Below are 18,714 nucleotides of genomic sequence, written 5' to 3'. Positions count from 1 at the left end.
CCTTCACGAATGGGGGTTCGTGGGGGTATCTGGCAGGGGCCACGCTCGTCATGGTTTGTTTGACATGGCGGGTTGGCGCTGTCCCGTAGGGGATGCATCATCACGATGGCTGATCGATATCAGGACCGACATTTTCCCTCCGCCGACCAAGATCGCGGCGAGAGCGATCCGCTTGCCGAGCTCGCAAGGCTGATCGGGCAGAACGACCCGTACGGGGCTGCCGCCAAACCGGCACCGCATCCGCTGCAGTCGCGGGCGAATGTGCGTCCACAGCGGTATGATCCACCGGAAGATCTCGACGCGCCTCCAGCCCCGCCGGCATGGATGCAGCGCGCGCGCCAGGAAACGCGCCAGGAAACCCCGCCGCCGCCACTTCCATCGCCTTTGCCGCAGGATCAGGCTTACGACGACGAGCCGGATTACCAGCCGGCGCCGGTGCATCCCTTGCACCGCTACGCGGCCCAGCATCAGGCGCCCGCGCAGGACTCGCAGGACTATTACGAGGCTCCGCAGCAAGATGCCGACGAGCCGCAGCAGGACCCGTCGCGCTACGACGAAGCGCTGTATGGACGGCTCGAAAATGGCGAGCACGACTATCAGCGCGATCCGGCCTATCCGGACGATCCCTATGCGTATCAGGGCGAATATGAGGAGGAGGAGCCCGCTCCGAAGAAGCGCTCGAGCGGCCTGATGACGGTCGCTGCGGTGCTGGCGTTGGCTGTGGTCGGGACGGGCGCTGCCTTTGGCTATCGCACTTACATCGGTTCGCCCCGCTCGGGCGAGCCGCCGATCATCAGGGCCGACAATAGCCCGACCAAGGTAATGCCGGCACCGTCCGACGTGGGCGCCGCCAAGGCCCCTGACCGCATGCTGCCGGGCGATGGCGGCGAGAAGCTGGTGTCGCGCGAAGAGACGCCGGTCGACGTCAATGCAAGGTCCGGCGCGCCGCGCGTGGTGTTTCCGCCGCTGAATCCGAATAGCAATCCGCCGCCGGTCGCGAGCGTTTCGCCGTCCGGCCCGCCGCCGCAGACCGGCGTGAACGGTACGATGCCAAACAACGAGCCGCGCAGGATCAGGACGCTCGCCGTCAAGGGCGACCCCGCTGACAATGGCGGCATTCCGGCAGGGGCCAGCGCGCCGCCGCCGAGGCCGGCACCGACGACGCGAAGCGCGGCTGCCCCGGCTGCGGCTCCCGTAACACCACCAGCACGTAATCCGGCTTCAGCCAATGCCAGCGCCAATACGCCGGTGTCGCTCGCGCCGCAGGCCGATCCCGCCCCGCCGACCCGGATGGCGGCGACCAATCCGGCCCAGCCGGCTGCCCCGACCGGCGGAGGCTATCTGGTCCAGGTCTCCTCGCAGAAGAACGAGGCCGACGCGCAGGCCTCCTACCGGGCGCTGCAGAGCAAGTTCCCGAGCGTGCTGGGATCGCACTCGTCGCTGGTGAAACGCGTCGATCTCGGCGAGAAGGGCGTCTATTACCGCGCATTCGCCGGCCCGTTCGGCTCGTCCGAAGAGGCAGCACAGGTCTGCAGCAGCCTGAAATCTGCCGGCGGGCAGTGCTTCGTCCAAAGGAATTAACGGCGGTTTCCTTGACCCCGGGGCCGTGAGGGGCCTAATCGGCCCCCATGACAAGCCGCGCATTCATCACGGGCGTATCGGGACTGGAGCTGAGCGCCGCGGAGCGCGAATTCATCCGTGGCGAACGGCCATGGGGCCTGATCCTGTTCAAACGCAATGTCGAGACGCCGGACCAAGTATCTGCGCTTGTTGATGAATTCCGGGGTCTTGTAGGCGAGGCGGATGCGCCGGTCCTGATCGACCAGGAAGGCGGGCGGGTGGCCCGGCTCGGGCCGCCGCATTGGCCGACATATCCGCCCGGCGCCACCTTCGGTGCGCTCTACGACATCGAGCCAACGCTGGGCCTGCAAGCCGCGCGCTTGAGCTCGCGCCTGATCGCGGTCGACCTGATCGACCTCGGCATCACTGTCGATTGCCTGCCGCTGGCGGACGTGCCGGTGGCTGGCGCGGACGCCGTGATCGGCAACCGGGCCTATGGAACCGAGCCGGGCAAGGTCTCAGCGATCGCCCGCGCCGTCACAGAGGGGCTGGAGCAGGGCGGCGTGCTGCCCGTGCTGAAGCACATTCCCGGCCATGGCCGGGCAAATGCGGATAGCCATTTCCGGCTCCCGACCGTTGATACAGCGCGGGAAGAGCTGGAACGGACCGATTTCGCCGCCTTTCAGCCGCTGGCGGACCTGCCGATGGCCATGACCGCGCATGTTGTGTTTAGCGCGTTAGACTCCGTCCAACCGGCGACGACTTCTGCGACAATCATCCGGCAGGTGATTCGCGGCGTAATTGGGTTCCAGGGTTTGTTGATGAGTGATGACGTGTCGATGAATGCGTTGGCGGGATCGATCTCGGATCGAACCCGCGCCATCGTCAGCGCCGGCTGCGACATGGTTCTGCATTGCAACGGCAAGCTCGACGAAATGCGCGATGTAGCGCGCGAGACGCCGGAACTGGCGGGCGAGGCCTTGAGCCGCGCCACACGGGCGCTGTCCTCGCGAAAGCAGCCTGAGCCGTTTGACCGGCAGGCGGCGCGGGCTGAACTTGAAGCGTTGATGGATCGGGTAGGAACGGCATGACGGCTGAGATTCTATCGTTTGAAACCGGACGGCCCGCCGAAATCACCGAAGGCGAGCCGGCGCTGGTCGTCGACGTCGAGGGCTATGAGGGCCCGCTCGACTTGCTGCTCACGCTGGCGCGGCAGCAGAAGGTCGATCTCGCCAAGATTTCGATCCTGGCGCTGGCAGACCAGTATCTGACCTTCATCGAGGCGGCGCGAAAGATCCGCCTCGAACTCGCCGCCGATTACCTCGTGATGGCCGCCTGGCTTGCGTTCCTGAAATCGCGGCTATTGTTGCCCGAACCGGCCACGCCCGATGGGCCAAGCGCCGAGGAAATGGCCACCGCCCTGGCCAACCGGCTGCGCCGGCTCGAAGCCATCCGCGAAGCCGCCAACCGGTTGATGAACCGGCCGCAGTTCCAGCGCGATATCTTCCCGCGCGGCAATCCGGAAACGATCGCCGAAATCAAGCACCCCAAATTCACGGCGACGCTGTTCGACCTGCTCACCGCCTATGCCACGCAGCGCCAGCAGCGCGTGCTGGCGACGGTGCATTTGGCCAAGCGCACGGTGTGGTCGCTGGCCGAAGCGCGCGCCTCGCTGGAGCGGCTGGTCGGCATGGCCGAGTCCGAGGAGTGGAACTGCCTCGACGATTACCTGCTCAGCTACGTGGTCGATCCCTCGCAGCGCGCAACGGTGTTTGCGTCGAGCTTTGCCGCAGCCCTCGAACTGGTGCGCGAAGGCGAGATGGAATTGAACCAGAAAGAGGCGTTCGCGCCGCTGTATTTTCGTAAGCGTCCGCCGCAGGCCGCAATGCCTGCGCCGGATATGACGGTCGAGTAAGTGGAAGGAGACCTAGCCATGGCAAGCCTGGCGGAAAAACGCATGGAAGATGCCGAGGACCATCCCATCGACCAACATACCGATCAGGCCGCGCGGCCCGAGGAATTGCGGCTGCTCGAAGCGTTGCTGTTTGCCTCCGCGGAGCCGATCGATCAGGCGGCGCTTGCCAAGCGCATGCCCGACGGCGTCGACGTCAAGGCGGCGCTGGCGCAGTTGCAGGCGGAGTATGCGCCCGCGCGGCGTCAATCTGGTGCGCGTCGCCAACAAATGGACGTTCCGCACCGCGGGCGACCTGTCGTGGCTGATGACGCGCGAAAGCACGGAGACGCGGCGGCTGTCGCGGGCGGCGATCGAGGTGCTCGCGATCATTGCCTATCACCAGCCCGTGACGCGCGCCGAGATAGAGGAGATCCGCGGCGTGATCACGTCAAAGGGAACGCTGGATGTGCTGCTCGAAACCGGCTGGATTCGGCCCCGCGGCCGCCGCAAGACGCCGGGGCGGCCGCTGACGTTCGGCACAACGGAAGCGTTCCTTTCGCAGTTCAGCCTGGAGGCGCTGAGTGACCTGCCCGGCCTGGAAGAGCTGAAGGGGACGGGGCTCCTGGATTCGCGGCTGCCTTCCGGCTTCAGCGTTCCGACGCCGTCGGATGATGTGGCGCTGCGTGAGGACGAGGATCCGCTGGACGCTGGCGACAACCTGGAACTGCTGCTGGCGCCGGCCGCCGAGCCTGAAGGCGGCAGCGAAAGCTAGTTCCGATGGCTCCGCCGATTATCCACTCAGGCGGGGTTAATAATAGCCATAATACGTAGCCGCGACAGCGATTTGCCGCGGCAGGGGTCCTTGTTTTTGACACCCCGCGGGCCTACCTTCCGCGAAAGCTTGGCCGGAAGCCGGCCGTCTCTTTTGGAGGGTTGCAGGATGGGTTCGCTTAGCATTTGGCACTGGATCGTCGTGATCGCAGTGGTCCTGCTGTTGTTCGGTCGCGGCAAGATTTCTGACCTGATGGGCGATGTCGCAAATGGCATCAAGGCCTTCAAGAAGGGCATGCAGGACGATGAGAAGGCGCCCGAAAAGCCCGCCGAACCGGTGAAGACCATCGATCACAATGCGACGCCGGCGCCGACAGCGCGGACGGATGTCGGCAGCAAGGCTGTCTGAACCAACCAGACATCTTGAACCAGGCACCGGGAAAAGACGCCGGTTGAGAAAAGACGCGGGCGGCTCCAAATCTTTGCTAAAGGGATTGGGGCGCGGACGTCTCGCGTGAGCGGAAGAATTCATGTTCGACATCGGGTGGAGTGAACTGGTCGTCATCGCGGTCGTCGCGCTGATCGCCATCGGCCCGAAAGAGCTTCCCGGTGTGCTGCGCATGGTCGGGCAATGGATGGGCAAGGCGCGCAAGATGGCCGCCGAATTCCAGGGCCAGTTCCAGGAAGCCATGCGCGAGGCCGAAATGGCGGACCTCAAGAAGAGCTTTGATGAGGTCAAGGACGTGGCTACGGGCCTTTCGCCGGCCAACGTCATGACCTCGCTGCAAAAAGACGTCAACGACGCCCTGCAGATTGGGGATATCGACAAGCCTGCCGACAAACCGGTGGATGCGCAAGTTGCCTCCGCGACCGGCGAGCCTGTATCGCCAACCACCCCAGCCCTGCCCACACCGGAAACCTTCGTCGAGGCCGAGGCGCATGTGGCGGCCTCCGAGCCGCTGGCGATCACGCGTGAAGTTCAGGCCGCGCCGCAGGATATCGCGCCGGCGGCGCCCGACATTCTCAAGGACGCCAAAGCGTCATGACCATCGAAGACATCGAGGCCAGCAAGGCGCCGTTGATGGACCACTTGATCGAGCTGCGCTCGCGGCTGATCAAGGCGCTGCTCGGCTTTGGCATTGCGTTCATCTTCTGCTTCTTCTTCGCCAAGCAGATCTACAACGTGCTGGTCTGGCCGTTCGTCTGGGTGGCGGGCGCCGAAAATTCGAAATTCATCTACACCGCGCTCTTGGAATATTTCCTCACGCAATTGAAGCTCGCGCTGTTCGGCGCCGCCTTCATCTCGTTCCCGATCGTGGCGACGCAGATTTATAAATTCGTGGCGCCCGGCCTCTACAAGCACGAGCGTGGCGCGTTCCTGCCGTACCTGATCGCAACTCCGTTCTTCTTCGTGCTCGGCTCGCTCCTGGTCTATTTCGTGGTGCTGCCGATGCTGGTGCGGTTCTCGCTCGGCATGCAACAGATGGGCGGCGACGAGAGTGCGCAGATTCAGTTGCTGCCCAAGGTCGGCGAATATCTGTCGTTGATGATGTCGCTGATCTTCGCCTTTGGCGTCGCGTTCCAGTTGCCGGTGATCCTGACGCTGCTGGGCCGGATCGGCATCGTCACTTCCCAGATGCTGCGCGAGAAGCGGCGCTATTTCATCGTGATCGCCTTCGTGATTGCCGCCGTGCTGACGCCCCCCGACGTCATCAGCCAGGCCTCGCTCGCGATCCCGCTGATGGCGCTCTACGAGGGCGCGATCGTCGCAGTCCGCATGGTGGAAAAGAAGGCCGCCGCCGCGCGGGCGTCCACGGGGACGCCGCCCGCAAGCCCGCCGCCAGAGGCTAATCCGGCCGAGTAGGGCGCCATTCTCCTCTCCGAGAGCCGTCATTCCCTGCGAAAGCGGGGAATCTACCGTGATGTTCGTCAAGAGGTCGATCATGGGCGAGAGTGCGGCATCGTGCTCGCCGGTCAAGGCGACCGCTGCGCGGCGGCGATGCCGGCCTTGACCGGCTGCGCTCGCTGCCGCGTTGGCTTGCCATGATCGAAGGCTCATGCCGCAGGCCTGGCTGCGTGTCTCCAATCTGATCGGTCACGGATCATGGCGTTGAGCGTCACCAGCATTTTGCGCATGACGGCGGTGAGCGCGACCTTGCCCAGGCGATGATTGTCATCGACCAGATGTCGGTAGAAGGCCTTCATGACCGGATTGTGCTGGATCGCGCTGCGGGCGCCGTTGAAGAGCACTTTGCGCACGCTGGAGCGGCCATGACCAATGGACGCATGCCCGTGCTGCTTGCCGCTGTCGCGCGTGTGCGGGGCAAGGCCGCAAAGGGCCGCGATTTTCTTGCCTGACAGATGTCCGAGTTCCGGCAGGTCCGCGATCAATGTTTCCGCGATGGCGGGGCCGACACCGCAGAAGGTTTGCAGCCGCCGGCTGGTCTCGGCATGCGCGGAGCTTGCGATGCGTTCGGCGATGGCCTTGTCGACCGTAGCGAGTGAACGCTCAAGGGCGGCAATGACCGCCCGCAGGCTCTTGCGCACAATGGCGCTGTCTGCCACGTCGCAGCGGCAGGTCTCGGCATGCAGCAGAGCCTGTAACTGCCGGCGCCGCGATGCGAGTTCACGTAAGACCTCATCGGCCTCTGGAACCGACTCGATGTCGCGGCGAGCGAGCTCCTCGGCGGCAAAGTCGGCCAACAATTTGGCGTCGATGCGGTCCGTCTTGGCCTTGATGCCACGCCGCCTGCGATAGGCGACGACTTCGTTCGGGTGCACCTGCTTGAAGGCGACCTTCGCGCGGCGGAGACACCGTCGCAGAAGCCGCTCATAGCCGCCCGTCGGCTCGAACGCGACCAGGCCGATCGAGCCGGCCCCGATCTGCATAAACCAAGCGTCAATCGCTCGCTCACTGTTCGCGATCCGCTTGACCCGACTGTCACCCGCGATCGCAATGTCGATCCACTCCTTGGCAACGTCCACCCCGATCACCATCTTGTCCATGTGGCTGTTCTCCGACAGAATATGCATCTGGTCGGCACGCCGGATTGCAATGCGGGCTCAGGCCCTCTCTACCGTGCGCGTGTCAGACCGTAACGCCGGCGGTCCTAAGATTCCCACGGTCTTGCAGGACCTGACCAGTACTCGAGGGGCCGCCGGCGCCCCATCCAACAGGATGGCGACGCCATCATGCAATCCAGTACGCCGAGGCCTCTCGATTCATGGCTCTGGAATTCTGGATCACCCGCTTTCGCTGACGATGACCAGTGTGGTACTGGGATCGCGCCTTTTCGGCACGATTCAGGATTGATCACCCATGCACGACATCAAATCGATCCGCGACAACCCCCAGGCGTTCGACGCCGGACTGAAGCGCCGGGGGCTGGCGCCGTTGTCGGCTTCGCTGCTGGCGATCGACGAGAAGCGCCGGGCAGCGATCCTGGCGTCCGAGCAGGCGCAGGCGCGGCGCAACGCGGCTTCGAAGGAAATCGGCGAGGCGAAGAAGGCCAAGGATGACGCGCGCGCCAACAAGCTGATGGCGGAGGTCGCCGAGCTCAAGACCACAATGCCGGAGCTTGAGCTTGCGGCGAAGACGGCCGACGAGGAACTCGCGAAAGAACTTGCCGCGATTCCGAACCTGCCGCTCGACGACGTGCCCGAAGGCGCAGACGAGCATGGCAATGTGCAGCGCCATGTCTACGGCAAGATCCGCAACTACGCCTTCACGACAAAGCCGCATGACGATCTCGGCGGCGCGCTCGGCTACATGGATTTCGAAGCCGCTGCGAAACTCTCCGGCGCGCGCTTCGTGGTGCTGAAGAAGGGCCTGGCGCGGCTGGAGCGCGCGATTGGGCAGTTCATGCTCGATCTGCACACCAACGAACACGGTTACACCGAGGTCAATCCGCCGCTGTTGGTGCGCAACGACGTGATGTTCGGCACTGGCCAATTGCCGAAATTTGAGGACGACCAGTTCTGGGCCATCAAGGGGGAGCTGCTGGCAGCGCCGGATGAGCGATTGAAAACTGAACGTCTGGGTCTCATCCCCACCGCCGAAGTCTCGCTCACGAATCTCGTCCGCGAATCCATAGTCGATGAGAAAGAACTGCCGATGCGCTTGACCGCGCTGACGCCGTGCTTCCGCGCCGAAGCGGGCGCTGCCGGGCGCGATACCCGCGGCATGATCCGGCAGCATCAATTTACAAAAGTCGAACTGGTTTCGATCGCGACGCCGGAGACCAGCCGTGACGAGCACGAGCGCATGCTGTCCTGCGCCGAGGAAGTGCTGCGCCGGCTCGACCTGCATTACCGGGTGATGACGCTGTGCTCCGGCGACATGGGGTTCTCCGCGCAGAAAACCTACGACATCGAAGTCTGGATGCCCGGGCAGGGCGAGGGCGGCGCTTATCGCGAAATTTCGAGCTGCTCGGTGTGCGGTGACTTCCAGGCGCGGCGCATGGATGCGCGTTCGCGCGGGCCCGACGGCAAGCCGCGTTTCGTGCACACGCTGAACGGATCCGGCACGGCGGTCGGCCGCGCGCTGATTGCGGTGATGGAAACTTATCAGCAGGAAGACGGCTCCATTGCGGTGCCTGCGGTGCTGCAGCCCTATATGGGCGGGCTCAAAACGATCGAGCGGGACAAATAGCGCAAAGCAAAATGGCATTGCATCGCGACATCCTTTGGATCGGGAAGCAATGGGCTGTCACCGGCCACGGGATGCAATTGATCGACCAGCGGCTGATGGGCGCCTTCGATATCGAAGTGGCCCGCCTGTGGGACGACGATCTGATCGAACGCATGCATGCCAAGGAGTGGCTCAACGCCACCGACTTCGACAGGGGGCTGGCGGTTGCGCGGACGCGGCACAAACCGCCGGACGTGAGCGCGCCCTCTCTGCCCGTCGAATCGGCGCAACAGGCATCGCCGGAGCTGCAGATGAAAATCGATGGCGGCGCCAGATTTGCCCGCCCCTGGCGTGTCTGGATGAAGAAAACATGAGGAAATAGGCCGGTTTGCCTCAGCCGCGATAGCCGGATAAGACGACAGCCAAAGGCAAAAGCCTATCTCGACCTGAACCTGAAGGCATTTTGACGGATGCGAATTCTCTGCACCAACGACGACGGCATTCATGCGCCCGGTCTGAAGATCGTCGAGGAGATCGCCCGCGCGCTGTCCGACGACGTCTGGATCGTAGCGCCGGAGCTCGATCAGTCCGGTGTCTCGCATTCACTGTCGCTGAACGATCCCTTGCGCTTACGCGAAATCGGTCCGCGCCATTTCGCGGTGCGGGGCACGCCGACGGATTGCGTGATCATGGGCTCGCGCCATATCCTCGGCGAGAAGATGCCCGATCTCGTGCTGTCCGGCGTCAACAAGGGCCGCAACGTCGCCGAGGACGTCGTCTATTCCGGCACGATCGCGGGCGCGCTCGAGGGCACGATTCTGGGCATCCCGTCGTTTGCGCTGAGCCAGGAATTTTCCATCGAGACCCGTCACGCGCCGCTGTGGGATACCGCACTGAAATTCGGCCCCAGCATCCTGCGCAAGGTGATCGACGCCGGCGTGCCGAAAAATACCGTGATCAACGTCAACTTTCCCGCCTGCACGCCCGATCAGGTCAAGGGTGTTCGGGTGACGCGGCAGGGCAAGCGCAATCTCGGCTTCCTGAAAATCGACAAGCGCCACGACGGCCGCGGCAATCCGTATTACTGGATCGGGTTCGAACGCGCCGCGGCGATGGATGCACCGGCCGATGGCACCGATCTGGCGGCACTCGCGGCGCGCTACGTGTCAGTCACGCCGCTGCGGCTGGATCGTACCGATGAAGCGTTCTCGGAAGAGCTGACGGCGACGTTGAAATAGGCTCGTGCCCCGGACGCAGCGCAGCACCGAAAGCGCGTTCGCGCGCGTCTTCGACGCGCTATGGTGATGCGCTGCTGAGCCGGGCCTATGGTGCATGGGAAAGAGTGGGTCCCGGCTCTGCGGAGCAGCGCCATAGCGCGTCGAAGACGCGCGTGAACGCGCTTATGGCCCTGCATCGCGTCCGGGACACGTGATGCGCAACTTCCGTCTAAACCGGCGCGCTCTTCAACGTAGAGGCGATCACCTGGGCCAGCGTTTCCAGTTGGAATGGCTTCTGCAGCGCGGGGCGGTCGCGATATTCCTGCGGCAGGCCGGAGGAGCCGTAGCCGGTCGCAAAGATGAACGGACGGTTGCGCGCTGTGATCAGTTCGGCCACCGGCGTGATCACCTTGCCGTTGACGTTGACGTCGAGAATGGCGAGATCGAATTCGGTGGATTGCACCAGCTTGACCGCTTCACCGATTTCGCCGGCCTCGGCGGCTACGCTGTGGCCCAACTCTTCCAGCATGTCAGCGACCATCATGCGGATCATGACCTCGTCTTCAACGAGGAAAACTGAACAGCCCGCCGGCCGTGTCGCTACCATGATGGATTCCTTGCCCTTCCGAATGTCGAGGTTCGCAAAAAAAGGACCTGGGTGCAATGTCGGTATGGGCGGGTAGGCGGTGTGTAAAGACTCTTCGCGAAGGATTTTCCGGGCCCCTAACGTCGGGACGCGGTCCCAGTTCCGGACGAGGAACAACAATCTTTAAGGAAATCGTTCCTTAAGTGCGCGGACGCTATACTACATCTCGGCGAGGCCGAAGCACCGGATTGGCGGCAGGCCTCCCGCCACGAGACCGCGATGTCCCAAGAACCGCTCGAAAAGATGATGTTTCAGCTCACTCTGCGGCGGCGGGGGATCAGCGACCAGGCGGTGCTGCGGACCATGGAAGAGGTGCCCCGCGAGGCTTTCGTGGCGGTTGGCGATCGCAGCCATGCCTATCGTGACAGCGCGCTCGGCATCGCCTGCGGGCAGACCATCAGCCAGCCCTTCGTGGTCGCCTACATGACCGAGCAGTTGCAACTGCAAAAGCACCACAAGGTACTCGAGATCGGGACCGGCTCCGGCTACCAGGCCGCGGTGCTGTCGCGGCTATGCGCGCATGTCCTGACCATCGAGCGCTACCGGACGCTGGCGGACACCGCGCGCGACCGGCTCGAAGCGCTGGGCTATTTCAATATCGAAGTGATGTTGGGCGACGGATTCCAGATTCCGCCTGGCGCCGGCGACTTCGACCGCATCATCGTGACGGCTGCGATGGAGCAAATCCCCGAAAAGCTGCTGGAGCGGCTGCTGCCGGGTGGCATCCTGATCGCGCCGGTCGGGCCCCATCATGGCAGCCAGACGCTGGTCAGGGTGACCCGAACGGACAGCGGTTTTGAGCGCAAGGAATTGGTCGATGTCCGCTTCGTCCCGGCCCTGCCGGGAATTGCGCGCGAACTGTAGAATCCCGGATTGGCGGTTCCCGCCAACATCTTATTCCAAGGGTTAAGCGGTTATTTACTCGGTACGTGTTTACTCAAAACAGTATTTTGTTGCGTACGAGTGAGTAACCATGTCCCGTCTCGCCGAGTTGCTTCGCTCGCGTCGGGTGCCGCAGGCCGCGGTGCTGGCGCTGATGTCGGTCGGCTTTGCCGGCTGCAGCGCCGATATGCAGACGCGCTTTTCCGATAGCTCGTTCTCCAATCCCTTTGCCTCTCAGCCCGAAGCGACCGGTTCGGTGCGCGCTCCCGCCGTCGAACGCCGCGAGCCGCCGCAATATGCCCGGCCGCAGGCCTCGACCCCGCAATATCAGTCCCAGGACCTGCCGCCGCCCGCCGTTGCTGCGCCGCCGGCCTATCCCGCCAACTCGGGCGGGGTGTCGGGAGGAGGGCGGGGGATTTCGTCCTATGCGCCGCCTTCCCGTCCGCCCATCGAGACCACCGCCACGGTGCCGCCGCGCTCGGTGGCCGCTGCGCGCCCATCCGCGCCGGGCGGCACTACGATTATCGTCGGCACCAGCGACACGCTCGACATTCTGGCCAAGCGCTACAACGTTTCAGCCGCTGCGATCCTGCAGGCCAATGGCTATAAGGGCCCGCGCGTGCTGTCGCCCGGCCAGCAACTGATCATTCCGCGCCAGACGGCGACGGCAGCGCCCGCGCCGGCCCTCGCGCCTGCGGCCAGCAAGCCGGTTGCCGCGGCGGCAGCGCCGACCGTCCATGTCGTCAATCGCGGCGATACGCTGATGAGCATCGCCCGGCGCAATCAGGTTTCGGTCAGCGAGCTCGCCAAGGCCAACAATCTCGATCAGTCCGCCAAGCTCAGCCTCGGCATGAAGCTGACCGTGCCTGGTTCGAAATCCGCCGCCGCAGCACCAGTGGCGCAGCCCGTTGTCGCAGCTCCCGCCCAGCCGGTCGCAGCGGTTGCGGCACCGGCCACCAAGATGGCTGCCGCCGGCGGCCCGCCGCAGAGCGCTCGGCTGGCACAGGCGACCACCAACGTCACTAACGTCACTGAAGAGAAGCCCGTCGTCGAGCAAGCCTCGATCAAGCCCAGCGAAGCCACCGGCGCGCTGCCGACCTTCCGCTGGCCGGTGCGCGGCAAGGTGATCACGAGCTATGGCGCCAAGACCAACGGCAAGTCGAATGACGGCATCAACCTGGCGGTGCCGGAAGGAACGCCGGTGAAAGCCGCGGAAGATGGTGTGGTCGCCTATTCCGGCAACGAGCTCAAGGGCTACGGCAATCTGGTTCTGGTGCGGCACTCCAACGGTTACGTCACCGCATATGCCCATGCGAGTGAACTGCTGGTGAAGCGCGGCGATACGATCAAGCGCGGCCAGATCATTGCCAAATCGGGTCAATCGGGCGAGGTGGGGTCGCCGCAGCTCCACTTCGAGATCCGCAAGGGATCGTCACCGGTTGATCCGCTTCAATTCCTAAACGGGGCGTGAGGCTTCGTGTCCCGGACGCGGTGCAGCGGGACGCTGCGCCGCAGAGCCGGGACCCATCGCAGTAGCGCGCCGTGAAGTTGGACCCCGGTTCTTCAGCGCACCGCTACGCGCAGCGCAGCGCCCGGGGAACGCAGTCCTTCACGACTTCCCGGCCAGCCTCACGCCGAGCCTTCCGGCCAATTCCTGCGTGAACTGCCAGGCGACGCGCCCCGAGCGGGAGCCGCGGGTGGTCGACCATTCCAGCGCCTCGCGTTCCAGCTCTTCGTCGGCAATCTTGATGCCGAAATGGCCGCAATAGCCGCGCACCATGGCGAGGTATTCATCCTGGCTGCAACGGTGGAAGCCGAGCCATAGGCCAAAACGATCCGACAGCGACACCTTCTCCTCGACGGCTTCGCCGGGGTTGATCGCGGTCGAGCGCTCGTTCTCGATCATCTCGCGCGCCAAGAGGTGCCGCCGGTTCGAGGTGGCGTAGAGGATGACATTGTCGGGGCGTCCCTCGATGCCGCCCTCCAGCACCGCCTTCAGCGATTTGTAGGAGGCGTCATTGCCGTCGAAGGAGAGGTCGTCGCAGAACACAATGAAGCGGAAATCGGAGCTGCGTAAGAGGTCCATCAGGCCGGGCAGGCTCTCGATGTCCTCGCGGTGAATCTCGATCAGCTTGAGCCGGTCGGCCGGCTTGCGGTCGATGTTGATGCTGGCGTGAGCGGCCTTCACCAGCGACGACTTGCCCATGCCGCGTGCGCCCCACAGCAGCGCATTGTTGGCGGGCAGGCCATCGGCAAAGCGCTCGGTATTTTCGATCAGGATGTCGCGCATCCGGTCGATGCCCTTGAGCAGGCCGAGGTCGACGCGGCTGACGCGCGGCACCGGCGAAAGGCGCCCCTCCGGATGCCAGACAAAGGCATCGGCCGAGCCGAACGGCTCGGGGCCTCCCGTCGCCGGCGAGGCCGCCGAGAGATGGCCGGCGATCGCTTCCAGCGCGATGGCGATCCGCTCGGCGGTGGCGCCGTTAAGCCTGTTTGCCGGACCTTTTGTCGCGGTTTTCCCATGTCCTCGCGCGGCGGCCTTGGGGGCGGCGCGGGACGCTGTTTGAGCCGCAGTTTTGGCCGCAGTTTTCTTGGCTTTTTTCGACATTTCCCGAGTTCCTGACGGGGCAGCCTTAACGGGCCTTGGAAGCTCTCGCAAGCGGCCTAAATGAGGGGGCGGCCAACGTTGCAATTGGGCCCGCCGCCGCTATAGTCCGCGCAAATTTACCCGGACCGGCGACATGCCCAAGCTGCTGTGCCCAGGCATGGCCGGTTCTTTTCCGTCTCACGAGGATTGTTCGAATGCTGATTACCCCTGCGTACGCCCAGGCTGCAGCCGGTGGCGATGCCAACAGCATGTTGATGTCGCTGCTGCCGTTCGCACTGATCTTCGTGATCATGTACTTCCTGATTCTGCGACCGCAGCAGAAGAAGATCAAGGATCATCAGGAACTGGTCAAAAACATCCGCCGCGGCGATACCGTCGTCACCTCGGGCGGTCTGGTCGGCAAGGTGACCAAGGTGGTGGACGACGACCAGATCGAGTTCGAGATTTCGGACGGCGTCCGCGTGCGGCAGATGCGGCAGATGATTTCGGGCGTTCGCGCCAAGGGCGAGCCGGCCAAGGAAAAGAGTGAAGCCAAGGACGAGACGTCCGCGAGCTGAGTTTTCCGCGCCGCTTGCCGCGGTGCATTTTCCTGGATCTAACGGGTCTACTCGATGTTGTATTTCACCCGGTGGAAGGCGCTGGCGATCATTTTGACCGCCTTGATCGTTTGCCTTTGCGCGGTTCCGAATTTCTTCCCCCAGGAGCGGGTGAAGACCTGGCCGCTTTGGGCGCAGCGCCACATCGTGCTCGGCCTCGATTTGCAGGGCGGTTCGTATCTGCTGCTCGAAGTCGATTCCAACTACGTGAAGAAGGAAAAGCTCGATCAGGTGCGCGACGAAATCCGTCGCGTGCTGCGCGACGCCAAGATCGGGTATACGGGCTTGGCCGTGCGCGCCGACGCCGTCGAGGTCCGCGTCAAGGAGAGCGACCTGCAGGCGGCGCTCCCCAAGGTGCGTGAACTGTCGCAGCCGCTTGGCGGTCTGCTCGGCTCAAGTGGGCAGCGCAGCCTCGAGGTTTCGGACGCCGGCGGCGGCCTGATCCGCCTTGCCGTACCGCAAGCTGCGATCACCGACCGCATCCGGCAAACGATCGAACAGTCGATCCAGATCGTCGAGCGCCGCGTCAACCAGCTCGGCACCGTGGAGCCGGTGATCCAGCGGCAGGGCACCGACCGGATTTTGGTGCAGGTGCCGGGCTTGCAGGACCCGACGCGATTGAAGGATCTGCTCGGCAAGACCGCCAAAATGGAATTCCGCATGGTCGATCCGACCGTGTCGCCAGAACAGGCGCAGGGGGGCCGGGTGCCTGCGGACTCAGAGGTGCTAATGAGTGCCTCGTCGCCAAAAGTGCCTTACGTCATCAAAAGGCAGGTGCTGGTGTCTGGCGGTGACCTCACCGACGCGCAGCCCGGGTTTGACCAGCGTACCAACGAGCCGATCGTCAGCTTCCGCTTCAACACTTCAGGCGCGCGAAAATTCGCCCAAGCGACCACCGAGAATGTCGGACAGCCCTTTGCGATCGTGCTCGACAACGAGGTGATTTCCGCCCCTGTGATCCGAGAGCCGATCACCGGCGGCTCCGGCCAGATTTCCGGCAGCTTTACCGTGCAGGCCGCCAACGATCTGGCCATCCTGTTGCGCGCCGGCGCGCTGCCGGCGCCGCTGACCGTGATCGAGGAGCGCACGGTCGGCCCCGGCCTCGGCCAGGACTCGATCGAAAAGGGCGAGCTTGCGGCCTATGTCGGTTCGATCATGGTCATCGTGTTCATGCTGGTGACCTATCGCCTGTTCGGCGTGTTCGCCAACATCGCGGTTGCGATCAACGTTGCGATGATCTTCGGCATCCTGTCGCTCCTCAACGCCACGCTGACGCTGCCCGGTATCGCCGGCATCGTGCTGACGGTCGGCATCGCGGTCGATTCCAACGTGCTGATCTACGAGCGCATCCGCGAGGAATTGCGCGGCGGCCGCAACGCGATTTCGGCGATCGACGCCGGCTTCCGGCGCGCGCTGTCGACCATTCTGGACTCCAACATCACTACCTTCATCGCCGCCGCGGTGCTGTTCTATATCGGCACCGGCCCGGTTCGCGGCTTTGCCGTTACGCTCGGCATCGGCATCATCACCACTGTCTTCACAGCGTTTACGCTCACGAGCCTGATTGTCGCCGGTTGGGTGCGGTGGAAGCGGCCGAAGACCGTGCCGATCTAAGGATTTGCTGTGACTAGTTACGTTCTCATTGGGTTGGGCGTTCTGATCGTCATTCTGACGGTAGTTGCCGTGCTCGACCTGTTGCCGCCGCTGCGCATCGTCCCTGACGACACGCATTTCGATTTCACGCGCTTCCGGCGCATCAGCTTTCCGATCTCGGCGGCGCTTTCGATCGTCGCGATCGTGTTGTTCTTTACCCACGGGCTGAATTTCGGCATCGATTTCAGGGGCGGCACGCTGCTGGAAGTGCAGAACAAGTCCGGTCCCGCCGATATCGGCGCGATGCGCACGACTTTGAGCGCGCTCGGGCTCGGCGAAGTCCAGTTGCAGCAGTTCGGCGGTCCGAACGACGTGCTGATCCGGGTGGCCGAGCAGCCGGGCGGCGACGCCGCCCAGCAGGCGGCCGTACAGAAAGTTCGCGGCGCGCTCGGCGACAGTGTCGATTACCGTCGCGTCGAGGTGGTAGGGCCGCGCGTTTCGGGTGAACTCCTGGCCTACGGCATGATCGGCCTGATGCTCGCGATCTTCTCGATCCTGATCTATCTCTGGTTCCGGTTCGAATGGCAGTTCGCGCTCGGCGCCATGATCGCCAACGTCCACGACATCGTGCTGACGATCGGCTTCATGTCGATCTCGCAGGTCGATTTCGACCTCACCAGCATCGCAGCGCTATTGACGATCCTCGGCTACTCCCTGAACGACACCGTCGTCATCTATGACCGCATCCGGGAAATGCTGCGGCGCTACAAGAAAATGCCGATGCCGCAACTGCTCAACGAATCCATCAATTCGACATTGTCGCGCTCGATCATCACCCACGTCACGGTGACGCTGGCGTTGCTGGCGCTGCTGGTGTTCGGCGGCCACGCGATTCACAGCTTCACGGCGGTCATGATGTTCGGCGTGGTGCTGGTCGGCACCTACACCTCGATCTTCATCGCCGCGCCGATCCTGATCTATCTCGGCGTTGGCGAGCACCGCGAGGCGCCGGATACGCCTGCGAAGAAGCCGGATACGCCGGCAAAGAAATAGTCATGGCAACATCCTCGGACGTTCCGCATCTTCCGAGGCCGGCACCGATCGAAGCCTACGGCAAGGGCGGCTTCGCTTTCGCCGACATGTCGCATCGCGGCTCGCTGCTGTGCCTGCCGGACGGCATCTGGGCCTGGCCGGTGACAAAGCCCGCGGAGATCGATCAATATTCGCTGGACCGCGTGTTCAAGGCGGCCAATTCCATCGATACGCTGATCGTCGGCACCGGCACCGAAATCTGGCTGCCCCCGCGTGGGCTGCGCGAGGCGCTGCGTGCGGTCAGGGTGGTGCTGGACCCGATGCAGACCGGGCCGGCGATCCGCACCTACAATATCATGCTGGGCGAGCGGCGGCGCGTCGCTGCGGCGTTGATCGCCGTGCCATGAGCGCCACGGCGACGTCGAAAGAATCTGCTGCGTTCTGCGCCGATCTGGTGCGCACGCACGACTTTGTCCGCTATGCCTCGACACTGTTCCTGCCTCAGATCCAGCGCCGCGCATTGCTGTCGATCTATGCCTTCAACGTCGAGATTTTGCGCGTGCGCGAGCAGGTCAGCCAGCCGTTGCCGGGCGAAATCCGGCTGCAATGGTGGACCGATATGCTGGAAGGCGCCGGCCGCGGCGGCGTCGAAGGTAATCCGGTTGCAGCCGAACTCCTGCAGACCATTGCCGAATTCCGCCTGCCGATCGAGCCGCTGTCGCGGCTGATCGAGGAGCACCAATTCGATCTCTACAATGATCCAATGCCGTCGATGGCGGCGCTGGAAGGCTATGTCACCGACACTGCCTCGGCGCTGTTCTCGTTGGCTGCGCGGACTGCGGCACAGCCGTCGGTGGCGATCGACCATCTCTCCCGCCATGCGGGTCTCGCCCAGGGCATGGCGCAGGTGATCGCAGCGCTGCCGCTCGATGCTGCGCGGCGGCAGTTGTTCGTGCCACTGCAATTGCTGCAGCAACATGGCAGCGGCATGGAGCAGGTCTTTTCGGGCAAGCAGACGCCGCAGGCGCGTGCTGCGATTGATCAGTTGATTGGGGAAGCCCGGAAACATCTCGGGACGGCGTTCGAGTTGCTCGCCCATGTGCCGCCGCAAGTGCGGCCGGTATTCCTTCCGCTGGCGCTGGTCCGTCGCGATCTGGAGCGGATGTCACGAGCTGACGTCGATCCGTTCGTGCCGCATGCAACGTCACGACTCCGGACGCTGTGGACGCTCTGGCGCGCTTCGCGCTCGCGGGAGTTTGGCGGGTAGGTGGCCGCTGCTCTTGCA

General features: G+C 64.0%; 19 protein-coding genes and 1 pseudogene. 17 read left to right on the top strand and 3 right to left on the bottom strand.

What is annotated here, in order from left to right; all coding sequences use genetic code 11:
* The first annotated feature begins 105 nt into the window (after positions 1–105).
* The 7 genes and pseudogenes from V1290_RS02550 to tatC all read left to right on the top strand — a co-directional run bounded on the left by V1290_RS02550 (position 106) and on the right by tatC (position 6,089).
* Positions 106–1,581: an SPOR domain-containing protein gene (locus V1290_RS02550; protein ID WP_334362848.1), complete on the top strand. Its 1,476-nt coding sequence runs from the start codon at positions 106–108 to the stop codon at positions 1,579–1,581.
* 47 nt (positions 1,582–1,628) lie between these two features.
* Positions 1,629–2,651: a beta-N-acetylhexosaminidase gene (gene nagZ, locus V1290_RS02545; protein ID WP_334362847.1), complete on the top strand. Its 1,023-nt coding sequence runs from the start codon at positions 1,629–1,631 to the stop codon at positions 2,649–2,651.
* Positions 2,648–3,475 (top strand): segregation and condensation protein A, encoded by an 828-nt coding sequence (locus tag V1290_RS02540; protein ID WP_334362846.1) that lies wholly within the window; start codon positions 2,648–2,650, stop codon positions 3,473–3,475. The genes nagZ and V1290_RS02540 overlap by 4 nt, the downstream gene beginning before the upstream one ends.
* Positions 3,476–3,493: 18 nt before the next feature.
* A pseudogene (scpB, locus tag V1290_RS02535) lies at positions 3,494–4,226 on the top strand (SMC-Scp complex subunit ScpB).
* A 168-nt stretch (positions 4,227–4,394) separates the two neighbouring features.
* Entirely contained in the window at positions 4,395–4,634 is a 240-nt protein-coding gene (locus tag V1290_RS02530) for a twin-arginine translocase TatA/TatE family subunit (protein WP_028345916.1), read from the top strand.
* 121 nt (positions 4,635–4,755) lie between these two features.
* Entirely contained in the window at positions 4,756–5,271 is a 516-nt protein-coding gene (gene tatB, locus V1290_RS02525; protein WP_334362845.1) for a Sec-independent protein translocase protein TatB, read from the top strand.
* Positions 5,268–6,089, top strand: coding sequence for a twin-arginine translocase subunit TatC (gene tatC, locus V1290_RS02520; protein ID WP_213287475.1), 822 nt, complete (start codon positions 5,268–5,270; stop codon positions 6,087–6,089). Before tatB ends, tatC begins: the two co-directional genes overlap by 4 nt.
* 191 nt (positions 6,090–6,280) lie before the next feature.
* Here tatC and V1290_RS02515 read toward each other — a convergent pair whose 3' ends face one another.
* Positions 6,281–7,231, bottom strand: a complete 951-nt coding sequence (locus tag V1290_RS02515; protein WP_334362844.1) for an IS110 family transposase — start codon at positions 7,229–7,231, stop codon at positions 6,281–6,283.
* 313 nt (positions 7,232–7,544) lie between these two features.
* On the opposite strand from V1290_RS02515, the gene serS reads away from it, so the two are divergent.
* From serS to surE, 3 genes are all read left to right on the top strand, one after another.
* Positions 7,545–8,876: a serine--tRNA ligase gene (serS, locus tag V1290_RS02510; protein WP_334362843.1), complete on the top strand. Its 1,332-nt coding sequence runs from the start codon at positions 7,545–7,547 to the stop codon at positions 8,874–8,876.
* A 71-nt stretch (positions 8,877–8,947) separates the two neighbouring features.
* A complete protein-coding gene (locus tag V1290_RS02505) occupies positions 8,948–9,229 on the top strand; it encodes a hypothetical protein (protein ID WP_334368911.1) in 282 nt (93 codons plus the stop codon).
* A gap of 96 nt (positions 9,230–9,325) precedes the next feature.
* Positions 9,326–10,093: a 5'/3'-nucleotidase SurE gene (gene surE, locus V1290_RS02500; RefSeq protein WP_334362841.1), complete on the top strand. Its 768-nt coding sequence runs from the start codon at positions 9,326–9,328 to the stop codon at positions 10,091–10,093.
* Positions 10,094–10,301: 208 nt separating this feature from the next.
* Here the strand turns inward: surE and V1290_RS02495 are convergent, their stop codons facing one another.
* Positions 10,302–10,679 (bottom strand): response regulator, encoded by a 378-nt coding sequence (locus V1290_RS02495; RefSeq protein ID WP_082637436.1) that lies wholly within the window; start codon positions 10,677–10,679, stop codon positions 10,302–10,304.
* Between the two features lie 258 nt (positions 10,680–10,937).
* Here V1290_RS02495 and V1290_RS02490 point away from each other — a divergent pair, with 258 nt between their 5' ends.
* Positions 10,938–11,582 carry a protein-L-isoaspartate(D-aspartate) O-methyltransferase gene (locus V1290_RS02490; protein ID WP_334362840.1) on the top strand — a complete coding sequence of 215 codons (645 nt, stop codon included), beginning with the start codon at positions 10,938–10,940 and terminating at the stop codon, positions 11,580–11,582.
* A 109-nt stretch (positions 11,583–11,691) separates the two neighbouring features.
* Complete coding sequence (locus tag V1290_RS02485) at positions 11,692–13,071, top strand: LysM peptidoglycan-binding domain-containing M23 family metallopeptidase (RefSeq protein ID WP_334362839.1); 1,380 nt, start codon at positions 11,692–11,694, stop codon at positions 13,069–13,071.
* A gap of 138 nt (positions 13,072–13,209) precedes the next feature.
* On the opposite strand, the gene V1290_RS02480 is transcribed toward V1290_RS02485, so the two are convergent.
* A complete protein-coding gene (locus V1290_RS02480; RefSeq protein WP_334362838.1) occupies positions 13,210–14,208 on the bottom strand; it encodes an ATP-binding protein in 999 nt (332 codons plus the stop codon).
* 194 nt (positions 14,209–14,402) lie between these two features.
* Here V1290_RS02480 and yajC point away from each other — a divergent pair, with 194 nt between their 5' ends.
* The 5 genes from yajC to V1290_RS02455 are packed head-to-tail and all read left to right on the top strand — an operon-like array spanning position 14,403 to position 18,696.
* Positions 14,403–14,765, top strand: a complete 363-nt coding sequence (yajC, locus tag V1290_RS02475) for a preprotein translocase subunit YajC (RefSeq protein WP_028345926.1) — start codon at positions 14,403–14,405, stop codon at positions 14,763–14,765.
* A gap of 54 nt (positions 14,766–14,819) precedes the next feature.
* Positions 14,820–16,418: a protein translocase subunit SecD gene (gene secD / locus V1290_RS02470; protein ID WP_334362837.1), complete on the top strand. Its 1,599-nt coding sequence runs from the start codon at positions 14,820–14,822 to the stop codon at positions 16,416–16,418.
* A 9-nt stretch (positions 16,419–16,427) separates the two neighbouring features.
* On the top strand, positions 16,428–17,450 hold the full coding sequence (gene secF, locus V1290_RS02465; protein WP_334362836.1) for a protein translocase subunit SecF: 1,023 nt from the start codon (positions 16,428–16,430) through the stop codon (positions 17,448–17,450).
* Positions 17,451–17,452: 2 nt separating this feature from the next.
* A complete protein-coding gene (locus tag V1290_RS02460; RefSeq protein ID WP_334362835.1) occupies positions 17,453–17,836 on the top strand; it encodes an Mth938-like domain-containing protein in 384 nt (127 codons plus the stop codon).
* Complete coding sequence (locus V1290_RS02455; protein ID WP_334362834.1) at positions 17,833–18,696, top strand: phytoene/squalene synthase family protein; 864 nt, start codon at positions 17,833–17,835, stop codon at positions 18,694–18,696. Before V1290_RS02460 ends, V1290_RS02455 begins: the two co-directional genes overlap by 4 nt.
* Positions 18,697–18,714 lie beyond the last annotated feature (18 nt).

This window comes from Bradyrhizobium sp. AZCC 1578, from assembly GCF_036924675.1.
GTDB lineage: Bacteria > Pseudomonadota > Alphaproteobacteria > Rhizobiales > Xanthobacteraceae > Bradyrhizobium.
Note: the sequence above shows the minus strand (reverse complement) of the source record. Positions and strands in the feature narration are given on the sequence as shown.

Bases quoted from the DNA above. Each gene is read 5' to 3' on its own strand.
- V1290_RS02480 (WP_334362838.1), bottom strand. From the start codon at position 14,208: ATGTCGAAAAAAGCCAAGAAAACTGCGGCCAAAACTGCGGCTCAAACA.
- V1290_RS02550 (WP_334362848.1), top strand. From the start codon at position 106: ATGGCTGATCGATATCAGGACCGACATTTTCCCTCCGCCGACCAAGAT.
- V1290_RS02455 (WP_334362834.1), top strand. From the start codon at position 17,833: ATGAGCGCCACGGCGACGTCGAAAGAATCTGCTGCGTTCTGCGCCGAT.
- tatC (WP_213287475.1), top strand. From the start codon at position 5,268: ATGACCATCGAAGACATCGAGGCCAGCAAGGCGCCGTTGATGGACCAC.
- V1290_RS02490 (WP_334362840.1), top strand. From the start codon at position 10,938: ATGTCCCAAGAACCGCTCGAAAAGATGATGTTTCAGCTCACTCTGCGG.
- V1290_RS02540 (WP_334362846.1), top strand. From the start codon at position 2,648: ATGACGGCTGAGATTCTATCGTTTGAAACCGGACGGCCCGCCGAAATC.
- V1290_RS02530 (WP_028345916.1), top strand. From the start codon at position 4,395: ATGGGTTCGCTTAGCATTTGGCACTGGATCGTCGTGATCGCAGTGGTC.
- tatB (WP_334362845.1), top strand. From the start codon at position 4,756: ATGTTCGACATCGGGTGGAGTGAACTGGTCGTCATCGCGGTCGTCGCG.
- yajC (WP_028345926.1), top strand. From the start codon at position 14,403: ATGCTGATTACCCCTGCGTACGCCCAGGCTGCAGCCGGTGGCGATGCC.
- V1290_RS02460 (WP_334362835.1), top strand. From the start codon at position 17,453: ATGGCAACATCCTCGGACGTTCCGCATCTTCCGAGGCCGGCACCGATC.
- V1290_RS02485 (WP_334362839.1), top strand. From the start codon at position 11,692: ATGTCCCGTCTCGCCGAGTTGCTTCGCTCGCGTCGGGTGCCGCAGGCC.
- nagZ (WP_334362847.1), top strand. From the start codon at position 1,629: ATGACAAGCCGCGCATTCATCACGGGCGTATCGGGACTGGAGCTGAGC.
- V1290_RS02505 (WP_334368911.1), top strand. From the start codon at position 8,948: ATGCAATTGATCGACCAGCGGCTGATGGGCGCCTTCGATATCGAAGTG.
- secD (WP_334362837.1), top strand. From the start codon at position 14,820: ATGTTGTATTTCACCCGGTGGAAGGCGCTGGCGATCATTTTGACCGCC.
- serS (WP_334362843.1), top strand. From the start codon at position 7,545: ATGCACGACATCAAATCGATCCGCGACAACCCCCAGGCGTTCGACGCC.
- surE (WP_334362841.1), top strand. From the start codon at position 9,326: ATGCGAATTCTCTGCACCAACGACGACGGCATTCATGCGCCCGGTCTG.
- V1290_RS02495 (WP_082637436.1), bottom strand. From the start codon at position 10,679: ATGGTAGCGACACGGCCGGCGGGCTGTTCAGTTTTCCTCGTTGAAGAC.
- V1290_RS02515 (WP_334362844.1), bottom strand. From the start codon at position 7,231: ATGGACAAGATGGTGATCGGGGTGGACGTTGCCAAGGAGTGGATCGAC.